10 protein-coding genes and 1 pseudogene are annotated in these 17,437 nt (G+C 55.8%); 4 read left to right on the top strand and 7 right to left on the bottom strand.

The genetic code is table 11. The features are described from left to right. Window positions 1-489: 489 nt before the first annotated feature. A pseudogene (locus ABD05_RS36100) lies at window positions 490-828 on the bottom strand (1-deoxy-D-xylulose-5-phosphate synthase N-terminal domain-containing protein); the annotation flags it as partial. A gap of 502 nt (window positions 829-1,330) precedes the next feature. On the opposite strand from ABD05_RS36100, the gene ABD05_RS12415 reads away from it, so the two are divergent. From ABD05_RS12415 to ABD05_RS12395, 4 genes are all read left to right on the top strand, one after another. Continuing rightward, entirely contained in the window at window positions 1,331-2,287 is a 957-nt protein-coding gene (locus ABD05_RS12415; protein ID WP_047900379.1) for an SAM-dependent methyltransferase, read from the top strand. 42 nt (window positions 2,288-2,329) lie between these two features. After that, window positions 2,330-3,409, top strand: a complete 1,080-nt coding sequence (locus tag ABD05_RS12410) for a Rieske 2Fe-2S domain-containing protein (protein ID WP_082146091.1) — start codon at window positions 2,330-2,332, stop codon at window positions 3,407-3,409. A gap of 17 nt (window positions 3,410-3,426) precedes the next feature. Beyond that, on the top strand, window positions 3,427-4,521 hold the full coding sequence (locus tag ABD05_RS12405) for a terpene synthase family protein (protein WP_047900378.1): 1,095 nt from the start codon (window positions 3,427-3,429) through the stop codon (window positions 4,519-4,521). A gap of 291 nt (window positions 4,522-4,812) precedes the next feature. Next, window positions 4,813-6,023, top strand: a protein-coding gene (locus ABD05_RS12395; protein ID WP_148669077.1) for an IS3 family transposase whose coding sequence is annotated in 2 segments (ribosomal slippage) — window positions 4,813-5,128 and window positions 5,128-6,023 — 1,212 coding nt in all. Because the reading frame shifts where the segments join, the coding sequence is not laid out codon by codon here. A gap of 492 nt (window positions 6,024-6,515) precedes the next feature. Here ABD05_RS12395 and ABD05_RS36095 read toward each other — a convergent pair. The 6 genes from ABD05_RS36095 to ABD05_RS37465 form a co-directional block, all read right to left on the bottom strand. Further along, a protein-coding gene (locus tag ABD05_RS36095; RefSeq protein WP_148669076.1) for an IS3 family transposase occupies window positions 6,516-7,678 on the bottom strand; the annotation gives its coding sequence in 2 pieces (ribosomal slippage) (window positions 6,516-7,423 and window positions 7,423-7,678; 1,164 coding nt in all). 296 nt (window positions 7,679-7,974) lie between these two features. Then, window positions 7,975-8,226, bottom strand: a complete 252-nt coding sequence (locus ABD05_RS12375) for a PAAR domain-containing protein (RefSeq protein WP_047900375.1) — start codon at window positions 8,224-8,226, stop codon at window positions 7,975-7,977. Between the two features lie 10 nt (window positions 8,227-8,236). Next, entirely contained in the window at window positions 8,237-9,184 is a 948-nt protein-coding gene (locus tag ABD05_RS37470) for a hypothetical protein (protein WP_148669074.1), read from the bottom strand. Then, window positions 9,181-12,198 carry a calcium-binding protein gene (locus tag ABD05_RS12365; RefSeq protein WP_053059936.1) on the bottom strand — a complete coding sequence of 1,006 codons (3,018 nt, stop codon included), beginning with the start codon at window positions 12,196-12,198 and terminating at the stop codon, window positions 9,181-9,183. The genes ABD05_RS37470 and ABD05_RS12365 overlap by 4 nt, the downstream gene beginning before the upstream one ends. A 51-nt stretch (window positions 12,199-12,249) precedes the next feature. After that, window positions 12,250-14,757 (bottom strand): type VI secretion system Vgr family protein, encoded by a 2,508-nt coding sequence (locus ABD05_RS12360; RefSeq protein ID WP_047900374.1) that lies wholly within the window; start codon window positions 14,755-14,757, stop codon window positions 12,250-12,252. A gap of 435 nt (window positions 14,758-15,192) precedes the next feature. Beyond that, window positions 15,193-17,424, bottom strand: coding sequence for a hypothetical protein (locus ABD05_RS37465; protein WP_148669073.1), 2,232 nt, complete (start codon window positions 17,422-17,424; stop codon window positions 15,193-15,195). Window positions 17,425-17,437 lie beyond the last annotated feature (13 nt).

Below are 17,437 nucleotides of genomic sequence, written 5' to 3'. Positions count from 1 at the left end.
ATCATGATATTGCCCCCATTTGACCCGTCCCCGTTCGACGCTATCTCGGAATGGTGGAACGCGTGCACGTCCGCCGAGGTTCATCGGCGGATTCTAGAGGTGCTACACCTGCGGATTACGTTGACCGAGATGAGTTCGCTTACTGGCGACGCTACGCGCATAATCGCGCACCTGGAGCAGGCAGACACATTGAAGTACGCCGCTCCGCTGCGTCGTTTGGCGATCAAGATCGACAAAGAAATTATGCGGGCCGGCCGAATGGGCAACCCACGTGCGCCCATCGCGCCTTTCTCCGATGAGTGGCGCGCACGTGAAACCATGAAATGCAGGCTCCACAACGTCCCCGGAGAACCAGATCCCGGCTCCGACAAGGCGACCAAGTTGCCTGAATTCCAGCGCCTGACTTGGGCAAAATTGCGCGACGCGTGGAGCGCAGCCAATTTCAAGAAGAATCGTTTGCTGACGCTAGAACAGCGCTTCGTGTTGGAAGTCGTGCATGTGCGCCGAACGCTGCGGCTCATGGAAAAAATGGTCTGCGCCGCCGAGCTGGCGCAGCAGATGCATCCGGTCTCGGTGTCCGGTGAGGATCTTGTGTGGATACGACGGATGACCGACGTCCCACACAATGCGGTCGTGCGGTGTATCGAACACGCAGTGCAACGCAATCGTTAATTCCACGCTGCCGAGATCGGACGACAGATGGCCGTCCGTGCGGGCCACGCTGTCGATGCGGAATGCACGAATCTCGTCAGCAAGCTGCGGCAAGACACCAGGTGGCAGCCTGCGCAAATCGGCTGGAAACCGGACGGCTTGAAGGATGGATTGCATGATGTCTGCTCCAACGCTAAACGTCGTCCAGAACCCGTCCGGGTACCGGTTCAACTGAATCCTTTCATAAACCAGAACGGTGGGCGATTGAGAATCTTTTGCCTATTGCGTTTTTTGTGTCGCAATCTTGAAAAATCCAATCTGATCTCTTATAACCAGTTCTCATGCGACTGAATTTTGAACATCGTGGTACTTCGTTCACGAAATTGCGAATTGAAGTGCCCGAGGTCGTCGCGATTTCGCGCAGCGGCGATGAGCTAGCACTCTGAATATAGAAATACCAATGGAAAATTGGCGCATCTTCTTCAATTATAAAACGGGGTAGAAACATGGACCGGTTCACCTGACAGCTCGGCAACTTTAATCCTCACGTCATTTCGTGCGCTTCAGAAATATTTTCTGAGGCGGGGGATTTATTTTCTTTTTAAGCGTGCCGTACTTGTCCGGCGGCCAGTGATGTGTCTTGTCATTCGACGATGGTTGACCTGCACGGAGATGCGATATGGACCAGATCAGCGAACGGACGATGGCGGATGCCCAGGTGCGCGGCAGCCTCCGCAAGTTACCTGTTCACCGGCTGTGTGGCGAAACGGTCAGCGAGTATCAGCGCAAGATCGAAACAACCTACGAAGGCGACCCGGCGGACTGGCGCAAGGCAATCGGCGAGTACCTGCTGTTCCAATTCGGTGTCTACGACGATCCACGCTCGACGCCGCCAATTTCGCTCGACGAGTCGGGAATCCGATACTTCGAGCGGCAATTGCGTCTCGCAGGATTCGACGAGCATGACCATTCGCCTGTCGGACGCATCCTCGACATCGGCTGCGGCTGGGGCTACATCCTGAAGTATCTCGCCGACCGCTTCGCAGATTGCGCTCGGCTCGATGGCGTCAACGTGAGCCACGAGCAACTCGAATACTGCGCGCAATTGCACGCGAAGCATGGCCTCGAAAGCAGGATCAACCTGTATCAATGCAACGCGCAGGACGTAGACCTGCTGCCCGACGCCGCGACGCCGTACGACCTGGTGATCATCCGCGGCGTGATCTCGCACTTTCCGAATGCGTTGTACGAAAAAGCGATGAAGGTGCTGTATCCACGCATACGCCCGGGCGGCTCGGTAGTGATTTCGGACAACCTGTACAACGTTGACCTAAGCGAATATCAGTCCGATACGCCGGACGAAGTCGACCGAATCGCGTGCAAGCACCGCAAAACGCCCGAGTACTTCGCAAAGGTGCTCAGAGATGCGGGCTTCACGCTGCACGACATGCGGGTGCTGCCGTCGAACATCGACGTCGCGCGCTGGCTGATGGATTCGAAGGCAAACATTGAGAAACACTTCCCGCATGGGACGACTGGCACGCTCGAGGAATTGCGGGTGCTCGCGGAGAACTGGTCGGTCGCGCTGATCAAGAACAAGGTGTCGACTTATAGCATCGTGGTCCGTCGGCCATAAGTACCACGCGTCCCAAATTCCCCTTTAGCCGCAGGAGACCTCATGAAATCGCGACATCGATCCCCCGATCCCGGTGATACGCGCCAACCGCTTCCCTACCCAAATGGATGGTTTGCGGTGTGCCTGAGCGGCGAACTGAAGACAGGCGCTGTGCTAACGGTTCCTTTTGCGGGACAGGAATTGCTGGTGTACCGGACCCGATCGGGTCGGGCGTGCATCGCTGAACCCTATTGCCCCCACCTGGGAGCGCATCTTGGTCATGGCGGCCGGATCGACGGGGAAGACATCGTGTGCCCGTTTCACGGCCTGGCCTTCGCGCCGGACGGCCATTGCGTACGGACCGGCAATGGCCAGAAGCCGCCATTTGCTGCATTGAGCCACCAGCATACCTGCGAGGTCAACGGCGCCGTATTCGCGTGGCGAGACAGCAGTGGGCAGCCGCCGAATTTTGCGTTGCCGGAATTCGGCTTCGAAGGTTTCTCCCGCCCGCACAGTAGCAGTGCCGAACCGACTGGCTACGTGCAAGACATGGTCGAAAACACGGCGGATGTCGCGCATTTCCCAGTGCTGCACGGCTTTACCGATACAGCGGTGACGCACCACGCCGACGACTGCCGGATCACGTTCGAACTCAGCGGGCGATGGCACGGCGTGGCGGTGACGATGTGTTTCACCAGCCACGGTCTTGGCTATACCGAAGGAGAAATCAATATACCCAACCTGGGCGTCCGAGTCCGAACGCAGTCTTTCGCAACGCCGCTCGCCCCATTGCGCTGGAAATTCAGGTGGAGTGACGCGTTGCGGATTCCACGGCTCGATGCGCTGCCGGTTGCGTTTCGCGCGGTGATCTATGCAGCGCTTTCCGGCGCCGCCCATCGTTGGTTTGCGAGGGTGGCTCGCGCCGATTTCGAAATCTGGAATCACCGTCAATATCTCGAGCACCCCAAACTCGTCGCGGGTGAAACCTCCATCTCTGCGCTTCGGCGATGGAGCAGGCAGTTCTACCCTGTTGCCGAGCTAGTCGTCAACGATCGAGCGGCATCAATCGTACTCGGGAGGACAACGCACCTGTCAGCGGAGCCTGAGGAACGCGGTATTTCCATTCTGGTCACCAACCAATAGCGAGGTCGGTCTTCATCATGAATGATGCTTCTGACATCGACAGAGTCCCCGCCGTGTACTGGCCCTTCTCCGTCAAATCTCATCTGCGCCTCGAAGAGGTGCATGTCGGGTCCGTCGCGTTTATGGACCGCTTCAGCTTGTATGAAGACCGCGAACAGCGCGACCGTCTGGAGATCGGCCGCGTAGGTGGTGGCCTGACTGGCTTGCTCTATCCGTCGGGGCCGCTGGAACTCGCGCAGATTGCTGCCGACTGGTCGATGGTCGTGTTTGCCTTCGACGATCACTACTGCGACGAAGGACCGACGCGCAACGATCCGGAAACGCTAGTGCAAGCCGTGTCGCGGATCCACCGGGCGATCGAGGCACCCGAGTACATCGAGGATCCAAACGACAACTATGCGCTCGCGTTTCGCGATATCCGAATTCGCCTGGAGCGCTTCGGGCCGCCGGAGTTGATCTATCAGTGGGTGGACGCGGTCAAGGGCTGGTATTTGCTGGAAGTGTTTAAGGCCAGCAACATTGCCCGTGGTGTCAAACCGTCGTTGAGCGACGGCGCCAATCTGCGTCTGCAATGCGGCGGCGGTTTTGCCTATATCGGACTGATTCCAATCGTCCGCCAGATTCCAGTGAGCATACGAATCCTAGCCGATCGCCGCGTTCGTGCGTTATCCGAAATGGCTAACATGATCGTCAACTGGGGAGGGGAAGTCTACTCGTACTTCAAGGAAGCACACCGGGCATATGACGACCACAACATGATCGACGTGGTCCGCAATGCGTATCGATGCGACAAGGAGGAGGCGCTTGTGCTGTCCAATCGGCATTACGAGCAGATCGTCAGGCGGTTCATTGAACTGCGACTGGAAGTGCTCGCAGGGACCAGCGATCCGGCATTGGCCAGCTACCTGGATGCACTAGTCGACTACGCAAGCGGAGGACTCTACTGGTGCCAGACGACGCTACGCCATATCTTCCGGGATACCTTTAGGGACAGCGGTAAAGCCTATGAGCATGACGGTTTTACCGACGTCACGAAAGGGGGGGCAGCAGCACTGCCAGTCGTTCCGTCGCTGGCGTGGTGGTGGCACGTTGGCGAGTCCTCGATGAAGTGAGCTCCGCCTGAATTCTCGCCTTTCGAGGTATTCGTACCTTCCGTGGAAATACTGATGGTCCGTTGCCGTAGCCCCTCGTCCTGTCAGGCTCCACTGTGCTGTGGCAACGTCTCAAATCGCGAAACACAAACCTTTGGTCAGAAAGGTGCTTCCCGGGCCGTCACCACATACCGTCCGCGCCGCGCGAAGCCGGCAAGTGGAGCAGCCCCCTGAAACGCCGGACACAGTCACCCACTTACAATAACGGGTAGGCATAAGACTGTGTTTTTGACTAACACCAGGCAGGAAGTGATGGAAGTGTTGACGGGCCCGGAGCGCCGGCGGCGCTGGACGGCGGAGCAGAAGCTGGCGATGGTTCGCGAGAGTTTCGAGCCGGGGAAATCGGTTTCGATGGTCGCGCGCCAGCACGGCGTGAATCCGAACCAACTGTTCCACTGGCGCAAGCTGTACCAGGACGGGAGCCTGTCAGCGGTCAAGGCTGGCGAGGAAGTGGTTCCCGCCTCAGAGCTGGCCGACGCGCTCAAGCAGATTCGTGAGCTGCAACGGATGCTCGGCAAGAAGACCATGGAGAACGAGATTCTCCGCGAAGCAGTCGAGTACGGCCGGGCAAAAAAATGGATAGCGCACTCGCCCTCGCTGCCGGAGGACGACCAGTGAAACTGGTTTGTGAAGTTCTCGGCGTGTCGCGCTCGAACGTATCGGCACGACTGTCGCGTCCGGCGACGTGGCGCGATGGCCGTCAATCGAGGCAGACTGACGACGCGACCGCGGTCGAGGAAATCCGCCGGGTCATCGGCGATTTGCCCAGCTATGGCTATCGCCGGGTTTGGGGCATATTGCGCAACGAGCGCGTCGCGGTTGGGCTGGTGCCGTTCAATGCCAAGCGCATCTATCGCGTCATGCGCACGCACGGGTTGCTGATGCAGCGCCGGCCGCTTCCGCCTCACCCCCAACGTCGACACGATGGCAAGGTGGCCGTCGCGCGCAGCAATCAGCGATGGTGCTCGGACGGCTTCGAGTTCCGCTGCGACAACGGCGAGCCGCTGCGGGTGACGTTTGCGCTGGATTGCTGCGACCGAGAGGCGATGAGCTGGGCGGCCACGACAGCAGGCCACAGCGGCGACATCGTGCGAGACGTGATGCTGGCTGCAGTGGAAAATCGGTTTGGCAACGAGCTGCATACGCCATCCGAAATCGAGTGGCTGAGCGACAACGGTTCGGGCTACACGGCCGACGACACGCGCCGATTCGCAGTGGCCATCGGCCTGAAGCCATTGACCACACCGGTGTGCAGCCCACAAAGTAATGGGATGGCCGAGAGCTTCGTGAAGACGATGAAACGCGACTACGTCGCCTTCATGCCGAAGCCGGACGCAGCGACTGCTGCACGCAACTTGGCCATCGCGTTCGAGCATTACAACGAGAAGCATCCCCATAGCGCGCTGAAATACCGCTCGCCTCGCGAGTTCCGGCGCTCGATGGATTCGGCAACCTTAGTGTGACGCTGTGTCCGGTATTACAGGGGCAACTCCAGCAAGGCACTCAGCGTGTCACGGCTTGTGTTCGCACTACGCGTGATAGCTGGTGATTTTCGGGAGGTTGCGGTCCACCACCTCAGCCAGTCCTGTCGTCCCACCTAATGCGAGCGCGGTTCGATGCTCATTAACATCTGCTCATCAAGCCGCGATCTCTGACACCGGAATCGGGGAGCGCCCCTACCTAACACAAAACGTTGCAGGTGATCCAAAGCCGCCAGATAGCGATGCTTGGGGATCACGGCCAGTTGCTCGTCATGTACGCTCAACACGCGCTCGACGTCAGCCAACTCGTTCTCGATAAGCGTCCAAGCCTCACCGCGTTCGGCTCGCGCGATACAAGCATCCAATACTGTTTCCGCCCGTCGATACAGGTCAAGATCAGAACCGGAAGCCGTCTCGCTTCGCATGAAAAACGCTAAGCCTAAGTAGACGACTCGCATTAGACAGATGTAGTGGTCAACTAATCCCGGACACTGCGTTAAGTTTTTCTTCCGCAACCGCCGGCGCCAGTCCGTCATTGAACTGATGCGGCCGTATCCAGTTGTACCGGTGCATCAGGTAGTGGCTGATGTCCCGGTGTGCCTCCTGCGCCGACATGTAGCCCACTGACGGTAGCCATTCGGTCTTGAAGCTGCGGAACAGCCTCTCCATCGGGGAGTTATCCCAACAATTTCCTCGACGGCTCATGCTCTGCTGTATCCGATAGCGCCAGAGGCGCTGACGGAATTTCCGGCTTGCATATTGGCCGCCTTGATCCGAGTGAAACAGCAAGCCTTGCGGTCGACCACGTTGCTCATAGGCCATCTCCAACGCCTGCACGACCAGATCGGCATCAGGGCGTGTCGAGAACGCCCAGCCAACAACCCGACGCGTGAACAGGTCGAGTACTACGGCCAGATAATGCCAACGGCCCTGCGCCCAGACATACGTGATGTCACCACACCACACCTGATTCGGCGTACCAACCTCGAATTCGCGATTGAGATGGTTCGGGATATCGATCCGCTCGACCGTGGCCTGCTTGTAGGCATGGCGGCCCGGCTGCTTGCAGATCAACCCGAGTTCTTCCATCAAGCGGCTGACCTTGAAGCGGCCAATCGCCGTACCTTCCTCGCGCATCATGCCCATGATGCTGCGACTGCCAGCAGAGCTTCGACTCTCGATGAACAGCTCGTGTACCCGGCTACGCAGTGCCATTCGCTCGGCATCAACGCGTCGGGCTCGCCATCGGTGTGCATACAGGCAGGACCGCGACACGTCGAATACCGCGCAGATCAGCTCGACCGATTCGCTTGCGCCAATCTGATCAATTACTTCGTACGTTCGATGCCTTCCGACATCAAGAGCGCGGTAGCCTTTTTTAAAATGGCCTTCTCACGCTCGAGGCGTTCGATACGCGCCTCGAGTTCCTGAATACGCTGTTGATCCGGCGTGATTGCCTTGCCCTGCGGCGTGACGCCCTGGCGTTCCATCTGAAGTTGCTGCACCCAGCGGCGCAGCACCGTCTCGCCGACGCCGACCGAGCGGCTTGCTTCCATATGGCTATAGCCCTGGTCGAGCACCAGACAGGCGGCTTGCTGTTTGAACTCCGGGGAAAACGTACGTCGTTGCTTGCTCATCAGACACCTCTTCATGGCGAACATTCTCGCCTAAATCAGTGTCCGGATTCATTAGACCACTACACTCACGGGCCATCAGCGTGAATCCCGCCGTGGCCAGGTAGTCACGAATTTTCGAGAGGCGATCGTTGCCGGTTGCCATAAAAACAGCGCTCGTTACCAATAACAAACCATGTGTTACCCAACACCCCAGCCCGGCAAAAGTGTGGGCACTAGGTACTATACATTTGTGAGTGCGGATTTCACTACATAACCGATGACGGTGTCGACACGGGGCTACCTGCTCGACCTCAAACTCAAACGAGACTTGAGATTAGGTGACAGCCGCACGTGGCGCGGTGGCCGTGACGAGCGATCGGAATACCATCATCCGTCATCGATGGATCGCCTTCCTCGATGAGGTTAGGTGAGACATCGGGATGTTGGGGGCACGACACGCGATCACCCTTGCGGGCGACATAGCGACCATCGAAACGCATGGTCGCCGAGCCCGTTTCGACCTTGCCGCCATGGTCGGTGTCGTCGCCGATGCGGATAAGATCAATCATGGCGGGATAATCAATAAAGTATTGTTCCCAGGAGGAATTTGTATTTTTTGTTATTTGATGCCCAGGTTCCAACATATGCGCTATCAAACTTCTTTCCAGTGAATGTCGCGACAGGCACGTTTCCTGAGCTCGAATATTCTGTTAAGTTCATACTTCCATTCGCCACTGTTCCTTTAATTGAAATTGGCGCCTTTTTCTTCAGATAGATGTAACTGCCGTCGACCGTGCCAGCCTCACTTTTGGGCAAGGATGCATCTATCCAAAAATCCTTTCCAATCCATCCACCTAAACGCTGATGTACTGGGTCAGCCTTGCAACCAGAAAGGCAGAGTAATGCGCTTGCGTCGGGCACGCTGTTGGAAGGGAAAGCGTACGTTGCCACCGACCAAACTCTCGTATCAGCATCGTATGCTGGCACTGTTACAACAAGCCCTGCTTGGCTTGCAACTCTGATTGCTTCTGTGTTGGTCGGAGTCGGCGAATCATTATTCACATTCCCATTGCACAGACCCTTAAAGGCACTCGCCAAAATGGTTTTCCCTCTGGTCAAGACCACATCCCCTCGGCAACTTTGCCCGCCCCATCGTTCACCATTCACTAACGTCATCTTCGAGAGCGATATGTAATTCTTAGCATGCAACTCGCCATTCTTGTAGGAGAAGATGAGGACGGTCCAGTTTTTTGACGATGAAGAATCGCTGTATTCCAAAGCCAGACTTGTCTTGCTTTCATAGAGCGTAGCATCACTCACGACTCCCTTGAAATCGGGATCAGAAGACAAGTGTGTACCGCTAGCACTATCCACGAGATAACCACTGCTATCCAACTGGAGGCCGCAGTGCTTCCCAGATGAATTCGCATCGCAAACTTCCAGACCAGGAATCTGATAGCTGCCCGCCAGTGCAGTTGACGCAAATGCAAACGCGAGGCATGTTCCAAAGCTAAACTTAGCAATCATTTCGTTTCCCTGATAAGCTTCTCAAATTTCTCGGCATAAAACTGAAACTGCTCGGCTTTGTCTGGATGACCTGACCCCGCCGGACTATCGCCATTAATAATGTAGCGAGCATGATAATAGTCAGGCTTTGTTCCATCGAGGTGAGTTGATAGCGAGTTCCCCCCTCTAAACAATCCATCCCTCATTCCAATCATCATAATTCTCACCGCAACCGGTAAATCCAAGACCAAATCTGGATTTGCGACAATATCGGCACCAGCTATTTCTTTAAATTTCTTGTATCCAATTTTCCACGTAAGTTGAACCAGTCCGCGCCCCCGATATTTATATCCATCTCCAGCTTCTGTGTTTCCGTTGGCTATAGCCCGTTTTTTATGTGCCTCTGTTGCATGAGGACCAACTCCGTAATTTGTCTCCGCCTCATCATATGAAATTCCTTCGCATATCGGGGAGAAGAAATGCTGAGTATGCCAGTCATATGACTCAATTCGAGCTGTTGCCAGCATATACGCAAGGTACTCTGTTTTGCATTCCTTGAAATGGACCGGGTATTGCTTCATCATTTCGGTCACAAGATCATGCAAGCTCTTGACCGACTGGGGATTCATCGGTGGCAACGTCACATGTTTCTTGCCTTCGAACCAGCCAAATTCAGTCGGATGTTGATCCGCATATCGCTTGCAAAACTCATCCACGTTTATGCAATTGCAGGAGCCTGATGCCGAAAAATTTCCAATCAGCCCGATCGGATGAAAATGCCACGGCTTTGGCTCTTTCGGCAGAATCTTCGCGTCAATCCCCTGAACATCCTCCCACCACTGCAGTTTTCTGATCCGCTCCATCTCGTTCAGCCATTTCCACGGCACGAGCTTCATATGGGGCGTGATGTCCTCCCACTTCCCCATGTTGCCGCCCCATTCGCTCTCACTTTTCACGACTATGTGCGAGATTGCTTCGGCTAACCATGGCGTCTTCTGCGCATCCGCCAATTCCGCGGCAGTAACCTTGCCATCGTGATTGACATCAATGGCTTTTTCGAGCTTCTGGATGAGCTCACTGGTGGCCAATGCATCAGCACTCGGCTTGAAGTTATCCTGATCCTCTCCCATGGCCAGTTCAGCGACGAACAGGTAACGCTTGAACATATCGACCATCGTGGTCGAACTGTTGTCGACGAGCTCGAACCCCGGCCAGTCCCACTGGCTACACAGCTGCACTTTGGGATGGTCCCGTTCACGCACCCAGCCTTGACGGGTTCCACCGTCTTTCGTGCCGACCGTCACATTCCACCAGCGTTTCGTTTTTCCGCTCGCGTCCTTGTCTTCTCGTGCCAAGCTTTGCGGTCCCTGCTTGTCGAGATCGACCACCCGAAACATGACCCGGAAGTCCGTTGGGGGCCCGTCTGCTTGGCTAACCTTTAGCGGAAAGTCTTTCCAGCCCTTGACAGGCGCCGTCGTCATTTGATTTACAAGACCTAGGGCGCTGTCGATCCAGAACGGGATACCGGTCGGCGTCTCGATTGCCTCAGGTTTTTTCGCAGGCTTTGCCTTGTGCTTCTTCCCCTTGCCAGCCGGAGCAGCAGGCTCCGGTTGCACGGCGGGAATTCTTACTGTCTTGGGCTGTACCTTGACCCATCGCGATTTCGGATCGCTGACGGGAACAAGCTTCAAACCCGTCTGCTCAAGGGTGTAATCTGGATCAGGCGCTTTCGTCACGAGTTTTGCACCTGTCAGAACTTCCAGAAAAGGCTTGTCCATATTCGGATCTGCCGCCGACAATTCCTTCGCGCGCGCCTGACTCTTGGCGATGAACGCTGGAAGATCGTTGCCCGCAAAAACTTCGAGGTGCAGCAACGGTCGGGTGGGCAACGGCGGTGTGGGCTTCGCTTCCCTGTATCGCTGGTATTGTCCGATATGCGCAACAACGTCTCCCGCCTTGACGGGGTACGGCTTCTTGAGCACGACCACCTTATCGACGGGGCCAGACTGGGGAATCGGCTCGAGCTCCGAAACGAAAACGTAACCCCACTTCAGTTGCACGTCGGGCGGCTGACCAACGACTGGGCCCACCGGATCACCTTTAATGATCTTCGTGATTTTTGCCCAGCCCTTGCGCCCACCGTTATCGGCCTCATTCACAGTGAGTTCCGTGCCCTCGGGTAGCAAACCGAGGAGCTTGGCGTTCGGAGTAATGCGAACCCGCACACCCGATACAGGCTCCGGCAGCGCTTCATCTGCGCCTCGTTGCTGCGGCGACGAATCGTCATCGGGCGCACTCGGATCGATCGGCTTCGGTTTCGGAAGGTCCTGTTTGTTCGGTTTCAATGCTCGATACGAGCGGTCAGCTTCCCAGTACGGAAGAGGCTTGAGTTGCGGAGCCTTGATGTCCGCACTCTCCGTTTTGGGCTGATCGAGCGCGGCTTTATACGTTTTCCAGTCGAGCGTATGCATGTACAGACTGAAGAACGTCAGCGTTTCACCGGGTTGCGGACCGGAGGACGCGGGAGCTGGTGTCGGGACCGGTGCCGGAGGCGTTGCATTGCCGCCTGAGGCGGGTGATCCAGCTGGTGCATTTGCGGGGGCGGGGGCTGGTTCCGTCTTTTTCGGTGCGGGTGGCAATTGCAAAGTATGGCGGATCAGCACAAAGCCCCGCGAGTACAACGCATGACGCTGGTCCTGGTAGGTCAGCGTGGGGTATTCGTTGTCGAGTCGGTAAGCGACAACCTCGCCCGTGGCGATGGCGCGTACGCCTTCGTCCTGTTTCAGGGCCTCACCTGTTTTCTGCCCGAAGTGAATGCCGCCGTGCCAGATGCCGCTAGCTCCCAGTGGATAAAATCCATCCTCCGCAGTCGCAAGCACCTTCATGTAGGTCATGGGGTCTGCGGCATCGGACGCTGCACCTTCCTTGGCAGCAGGCGAAAATGGATAGCTCCATGCAAGAGGCGTGTACGCGGGCTTGGCGTCCGGCTCAGGCGTCTTCGGAGGTTGTTTTTTTGGAGGGTGCTTATCCGTCATGGCAATTGAAATCGTAAGTCGTTATCGTGCTTCAGGAACGGGGCATCTCGATCAACCAGAGAAATCGTCCGCGTAACCACCATGCTTCGAAATCGGCGTGCCGTTCAGCGGATCACGCAACGTCATGGTCGACGCCCCGGGCTTGTCCCACGACGCGCATTTTTCGAGAATCTGGCCCGACGTCCCGTTCTCGATCATGTCAGGCGTGATCTTGATATACGATCCACCGACATTAAGAATCAGTTCCTTTTCTGCGCGCAGAATCATCCGTCCCGATGCACTCTCGATCTTGACGTCCTGCTGCGCCAGCATCGTCAACGCATCGTTCTGAGCCTGAATTTCGATAGGGCCTTTGGTCGCGAAGATTTTGATCCCGAGGTTTTGAGCGTACAGGCTGATCTTGCTCATCACGCTCGCGAGCAGCGACTTCCCGGCTGCGAGATTGACATTTTTCCCCGCAACCAAGTTGACCTGTTGATTCGCCGACACGTGAATCGATTGCTGGCTGGACAGGCCAACACCTGCCGGGCTCGACAGCAGCAACGCCGGTTTCGCAAAGCCACTGGCATTCCCCGTTCCGCCGCCAGCCGTGCGGCCACCTTTAGTAACGCCGGGAACGTTGCCCTGCGTCATCTCAGTAAAGGCCTTCATCGCATCGCTGCCGTCCTGCAGGCTTTCGGCCCGATTCGTTTCGCTCGCCTGCGAGACCGTCTCGAATACTGCCTCCGAAGCTGCGAGCTGATCGGTCGCGGCCGACACGTTCATTGGCTGTACCGCCGCCGGGTGAGTCGAGATCGACAGACCTTGCACCGCCCGAATCGCTCCATGCGCCTCCGACTTGAGATCGAAGCCACTGCCAACGAACGAGCCGCGCGTGTTATCGGACTGTTCGATCAGATAGCCAAGATGCAGGTGAGAACTGTAGCTCGACGAGTAAAGTTGAGCCCGGTTCTGCCCGCTCGAGTCGTCCATGACAAGCTGGTTGAAGCCGTCGCCGCCATACTCGCGGGAGCGGAAGCCAGACAGCAGGCCGTGCGTATGCCATACCGGCATCGTCGCGCCCCCGTGCAGTCGCGAGATGATCACCGGTCGGTCGCAATCACCATTTACGAATCCTAGAAGCACTTGGTCATCTTTGCGCAACGGGAAATAGCCGCCGCGCCTAGCGCCCGCGTCCGGCATCGCTGCGCGAATCCACGACGTGGACTTCGTATTGCGATCCTTTCGACTGTTCGACGTCCGGACCCGCACACGATTGCCGTCGTCCGTGTAGATTTCCTCGTCGCTGTCCGTCACGACGATCGCCGTCTGCAAGTGCATCTCGGGCTTCTCGTGCTCGAACGGGCTGCGGAATGGCGTCTTGCGGCGTTGCGCTTCGATCTCGACGTGAAAAAATCCGATACCGCCATCGCGATGGCTCACGGTCGTACCGACCCCGGTCGCGTGGACCTGCTCGATCTCGCTGCGCAGGCTGCGCGGGAATCGCGTGAGGGCGTCCATGCCGGGCAAGTTATTCTGGATCAACCAGTCGCTCGCGATGATTGACAGTTCGCGCTCCTCCTCCGGCAACGCATCGAAGAGGGGATGTCCCGACACCTTGAACCAGTAGCCGGGCAATGCATAGCGGGGACTGCCGATCGCGAAATAGCGCTTTGCTCGGGAAGCCCATTCCTCGGTGCGGATGCGGGCCTGTTGTTGTCCAGCATCAGACTCGGCCCATGTCTGCGAGCCGGTATAGAGATACTCTTCGCCTTGACCGGGTAACTCATCCAGGTCAGCCGCTGGCGTGCTAGCCTGTTTATCAAGGTCAGGTCGCTTATAGTCGGCGGTGCCGAGTGTCAGCGTCGCACTTTGGGCGTCCTGCTGTTCGCTCAACTGGGTAAGCCCGTCGAAATCCTCGTCGGTACCCGCGTGACTGAACTTCATCTCCGAATTCGGCAGCGACGGCCCGAAATACAGATCGTCCATCATGACGACCTTGTGCGACTTGCCGTCTTTCGCGAAATCGAAGCGCGGAAACACGCCGACTTCCTCCAGACTCCGGTGCACGAAATTCCAGTCGGTTTCCCACTGCACGCGGTGCGAATACGAGCGCATCGCCGCGCGCAGTTCCTGTCCATAGTTGCCGGAAGCCTGCGGATATTTGTCGAATATGTCGGTGAGAATCTGCCAGCCGCTGGCTTCCTGCCAATCGCGCCGATCGCTGCTGAGCCTGAGGAAGCTTAGCCACGAGGAGAACTGGAGTTGAAAATACGAAACGGTTCCATCATTTCCAAGGCGGCGAACCCGCTGCACATAGCCATGGATCGGCAGATAGCCGCCGTCGGTCTGGCGAATCCAGAGCGTGACGGGTTGCAGCATCAAGGCGTTGAGCTTGATCTTGTCGCCCATGACGGACGAGGCGTCGACAATCACCTCGAAATTGCGCCCAAGCCGCGCGTTGATCTTGACGTACAGCGGCGTGAGCCAGTCGTCACCAAGCGGTGTGTCAAGTTTGACGATGCGATCGAACTGCGCGTAGCCTCCGCGCAGCACCTTCAGCAAGACTTCCCCGCTCATGCGGCCACCCCGTTTCGTACAGAACGCGTCCGACCGTAACTAGACATCAAAACGCCGGGACTGCGTATGTGTTATATGAAAATTACAAATTACAAACATCTATATTAAATTACGCCTTCACCTAGAGACCGCCGCCGACCCAAAGTGTGTTTGCGGGAGATGCCTCCAAAGATCATACCAAAGTCCGCTCGCCGCGATAAAGGTGCCGTGACGATTTTTGACTGTCTTCTCGATGCTATCCACCGAAACTCATCGCAGAGTCGAATACTGACCTTCACAGCGGCACAACCAAAAACCAATGTCGTCGACCTGTCGATCGTCAAGTCGCCAACCACTCAATGTGTTATTTATTATAAGAAACCAGAGCGGTTGACGGCCCCCTCACGGGCTTTCTACGTCACCCCAGTGAAAAGACGAGGTACTAATAGACCGCATCTATTCTGACAACAAATTATGTAGCCTTCTCCACGACTTTGAGGTTCGTAGCGCAGGATCAGCCTCGACAATTTCATCCAACAACTCCCGCAAACCCATTGGGGGATAGTTAGGTGCCGGCTCGATAATCTTGTCCATCACGAAGAGCACTTGTTTTGGCCATCGCCTAGAAAGTGACAGATTGTCTGTCATTTTTTCCCGCAAGCTGTAAATCACGACATCCGGATGTTCAATTGGGGTAAGATAGTCACGCACAGCCTCTATGATCTTACTGAAGAGATTTGGTAACTCATGAGCTAGGCGAATTATGCCTTCCGTGATTGCACCAGTCTGAAACACAACTTCCTGCGGCCAAGTCGACGCAAAAAACGACTTTCCAAATGTTTCCCATGCCGATTGATCCACCACGATTCGTCCAGCCATCCATAGTGCGGACTGCCGCCCCAAATCACTGAGCCCTTGTAGAATACGGCGACATTCTTCATCATTAATATATCGACGATCCTTAGTTCGCCAATATCTCGCAACAATTAACATATGCACCGCATTTCTTTCAAGTTCCGCGTCTGACAACGGGCCTTGGGATTCCGAGAAAAGTTCTACAAAATCAGCTTTCAACAAATGAAAGAGCGTAGCCGAAGGCACATTCGCCTCCCAAATGAAACCCGCCCATGCCGCGTCTGATAGTGTGTTCTGGCGAGAGAAAAATTGAAGTAGTCGGCGCTTTACCCACCGACTATCCACATAAAAGAGAAAATTCAATCGTCGGCCAACCAAGGTGGCGGCATGATGCACACCATCCCCAGAGGATGTAAGTGCTCGGTAGATTCTTTCAAGCAGCTCGGCATCGAGTCCCTCATTTGATTGATAGCCCCCTTCCCTCAAAGTAGAAAACAACGTCTCCACCATGCGACCTATAGGTGCATTTATAGCAAAATCCACCGACCTCGTAAAAGATTTCACCTCCCCATCCCGCCTTACCTCGCGAATAGCACTTACCGTTGCCCTACTCCCGATCGCAACAATTTTATCGAACACTCGATCCCATAGGCTCCAGAAGATATTTTTACGAAGAGAGAACAACCGAGGCAAATATTTTTCAATCCATGACGTAGCCTCAAAGCGAATGCGAAAAAATAAATCTTCTTGAGCATCTGCAAGCTTGTGCGCGCAAATCAGAAGCGCTCGTCTTGGCGCGGAATCTGGCCAATTGGAAAGCAACTGTTTCCAAAGAAATACACTATGGTCGCCCTCTGGCTCATACAATGAAAGGGCTCGGAGGGCTCGGACTGGCCGCTCCGACGCAAGTCCAGCGAACGGTGCATGCTCAACAAAATCTGAACCGTCACGCATAGATAATTTAAGTGCCTGCGGGACGATTTCGGCTAATGGCAGGTGCACCAAATTCTCTGGGTCCGTCTTTCGCTGAACCCAACCGCTTCTACCGTCCCAATCATGGTCAGCAGACTTCTCAGCATCCGCACTCCAATCAGGATTTCTTCGGATAGCACCGAGAATATTTTTAGCTGATCGCGATAATTCACAGCCATTCCGTTCAAGCCATCCTAAAGAAGTGCCGGCATCAAAAATAACCCTCAAACCATAGTCGTCCGACGTCTCCCCCTCATACGGTTGCGGACCGTCGATGAACCTTTGCTCTATGTGCCTTCGGATTTTTGGCCGAATATCGCGCCATCGATCCCTGAGCAACAGAAGCACTTCCCGCCGCAAGTATGTATTCCAGAACGTCTCGTCAGATAGTTTAATAATTCCTTGCTCAACACACTCGCCATCAAATACGATACGATTTCGCCAAAAATGTAATTTTAGCTTATCGAAAAAATACCTATCTGATTTTGGCCATGCTTCCACCTCATCACGCGCCTCTGCCGGAGAAAGAACGCACAAGCGTTGAAACAGCTCAACCGCCCAGAAAAAATCGGCCTCGACACCTTCACGATGATGGATATGCCCTCCTGGCCTTGAATCTGGCTCAATTGCAGGCAGCCTAAAATAATTTAATGATCCAACGGTTTCACTCAGAAGGCCTATTGAACGAAACAATACTCGTCGAACAATCTGAAAAACAGCGAGCACCAAATGATCCGGGACGTTAATATCGGCCCCATGTCGCTGCGCAGTTACAACCTCAAATTGAACAAGTCTCTCTACATCCACCGATTCATCTATCGAGGGTGGTACGGGCGAGCGGGAGACAAGCCCAGCCTTCACGGAAAGTCGTGGC

Origin of the sequence: Burkholderia pyrrocinia, from assembly GCF_001028665.1 — a bacterium.
In the GTDB taxonomy this organism is placed as follows: domain Bacteria; phylum Pseudomonadota; class Gammaproteobacteria; order Burkholderiales; family Burkholderiaceae; genus Burkholderia; species Burkholderia pyrrocinia.
The sequence above is the reverse complement of the archived record's forward strand: the minus strand, read 5'-3'. Positions and strand labels throughout refer to the sequence as shown.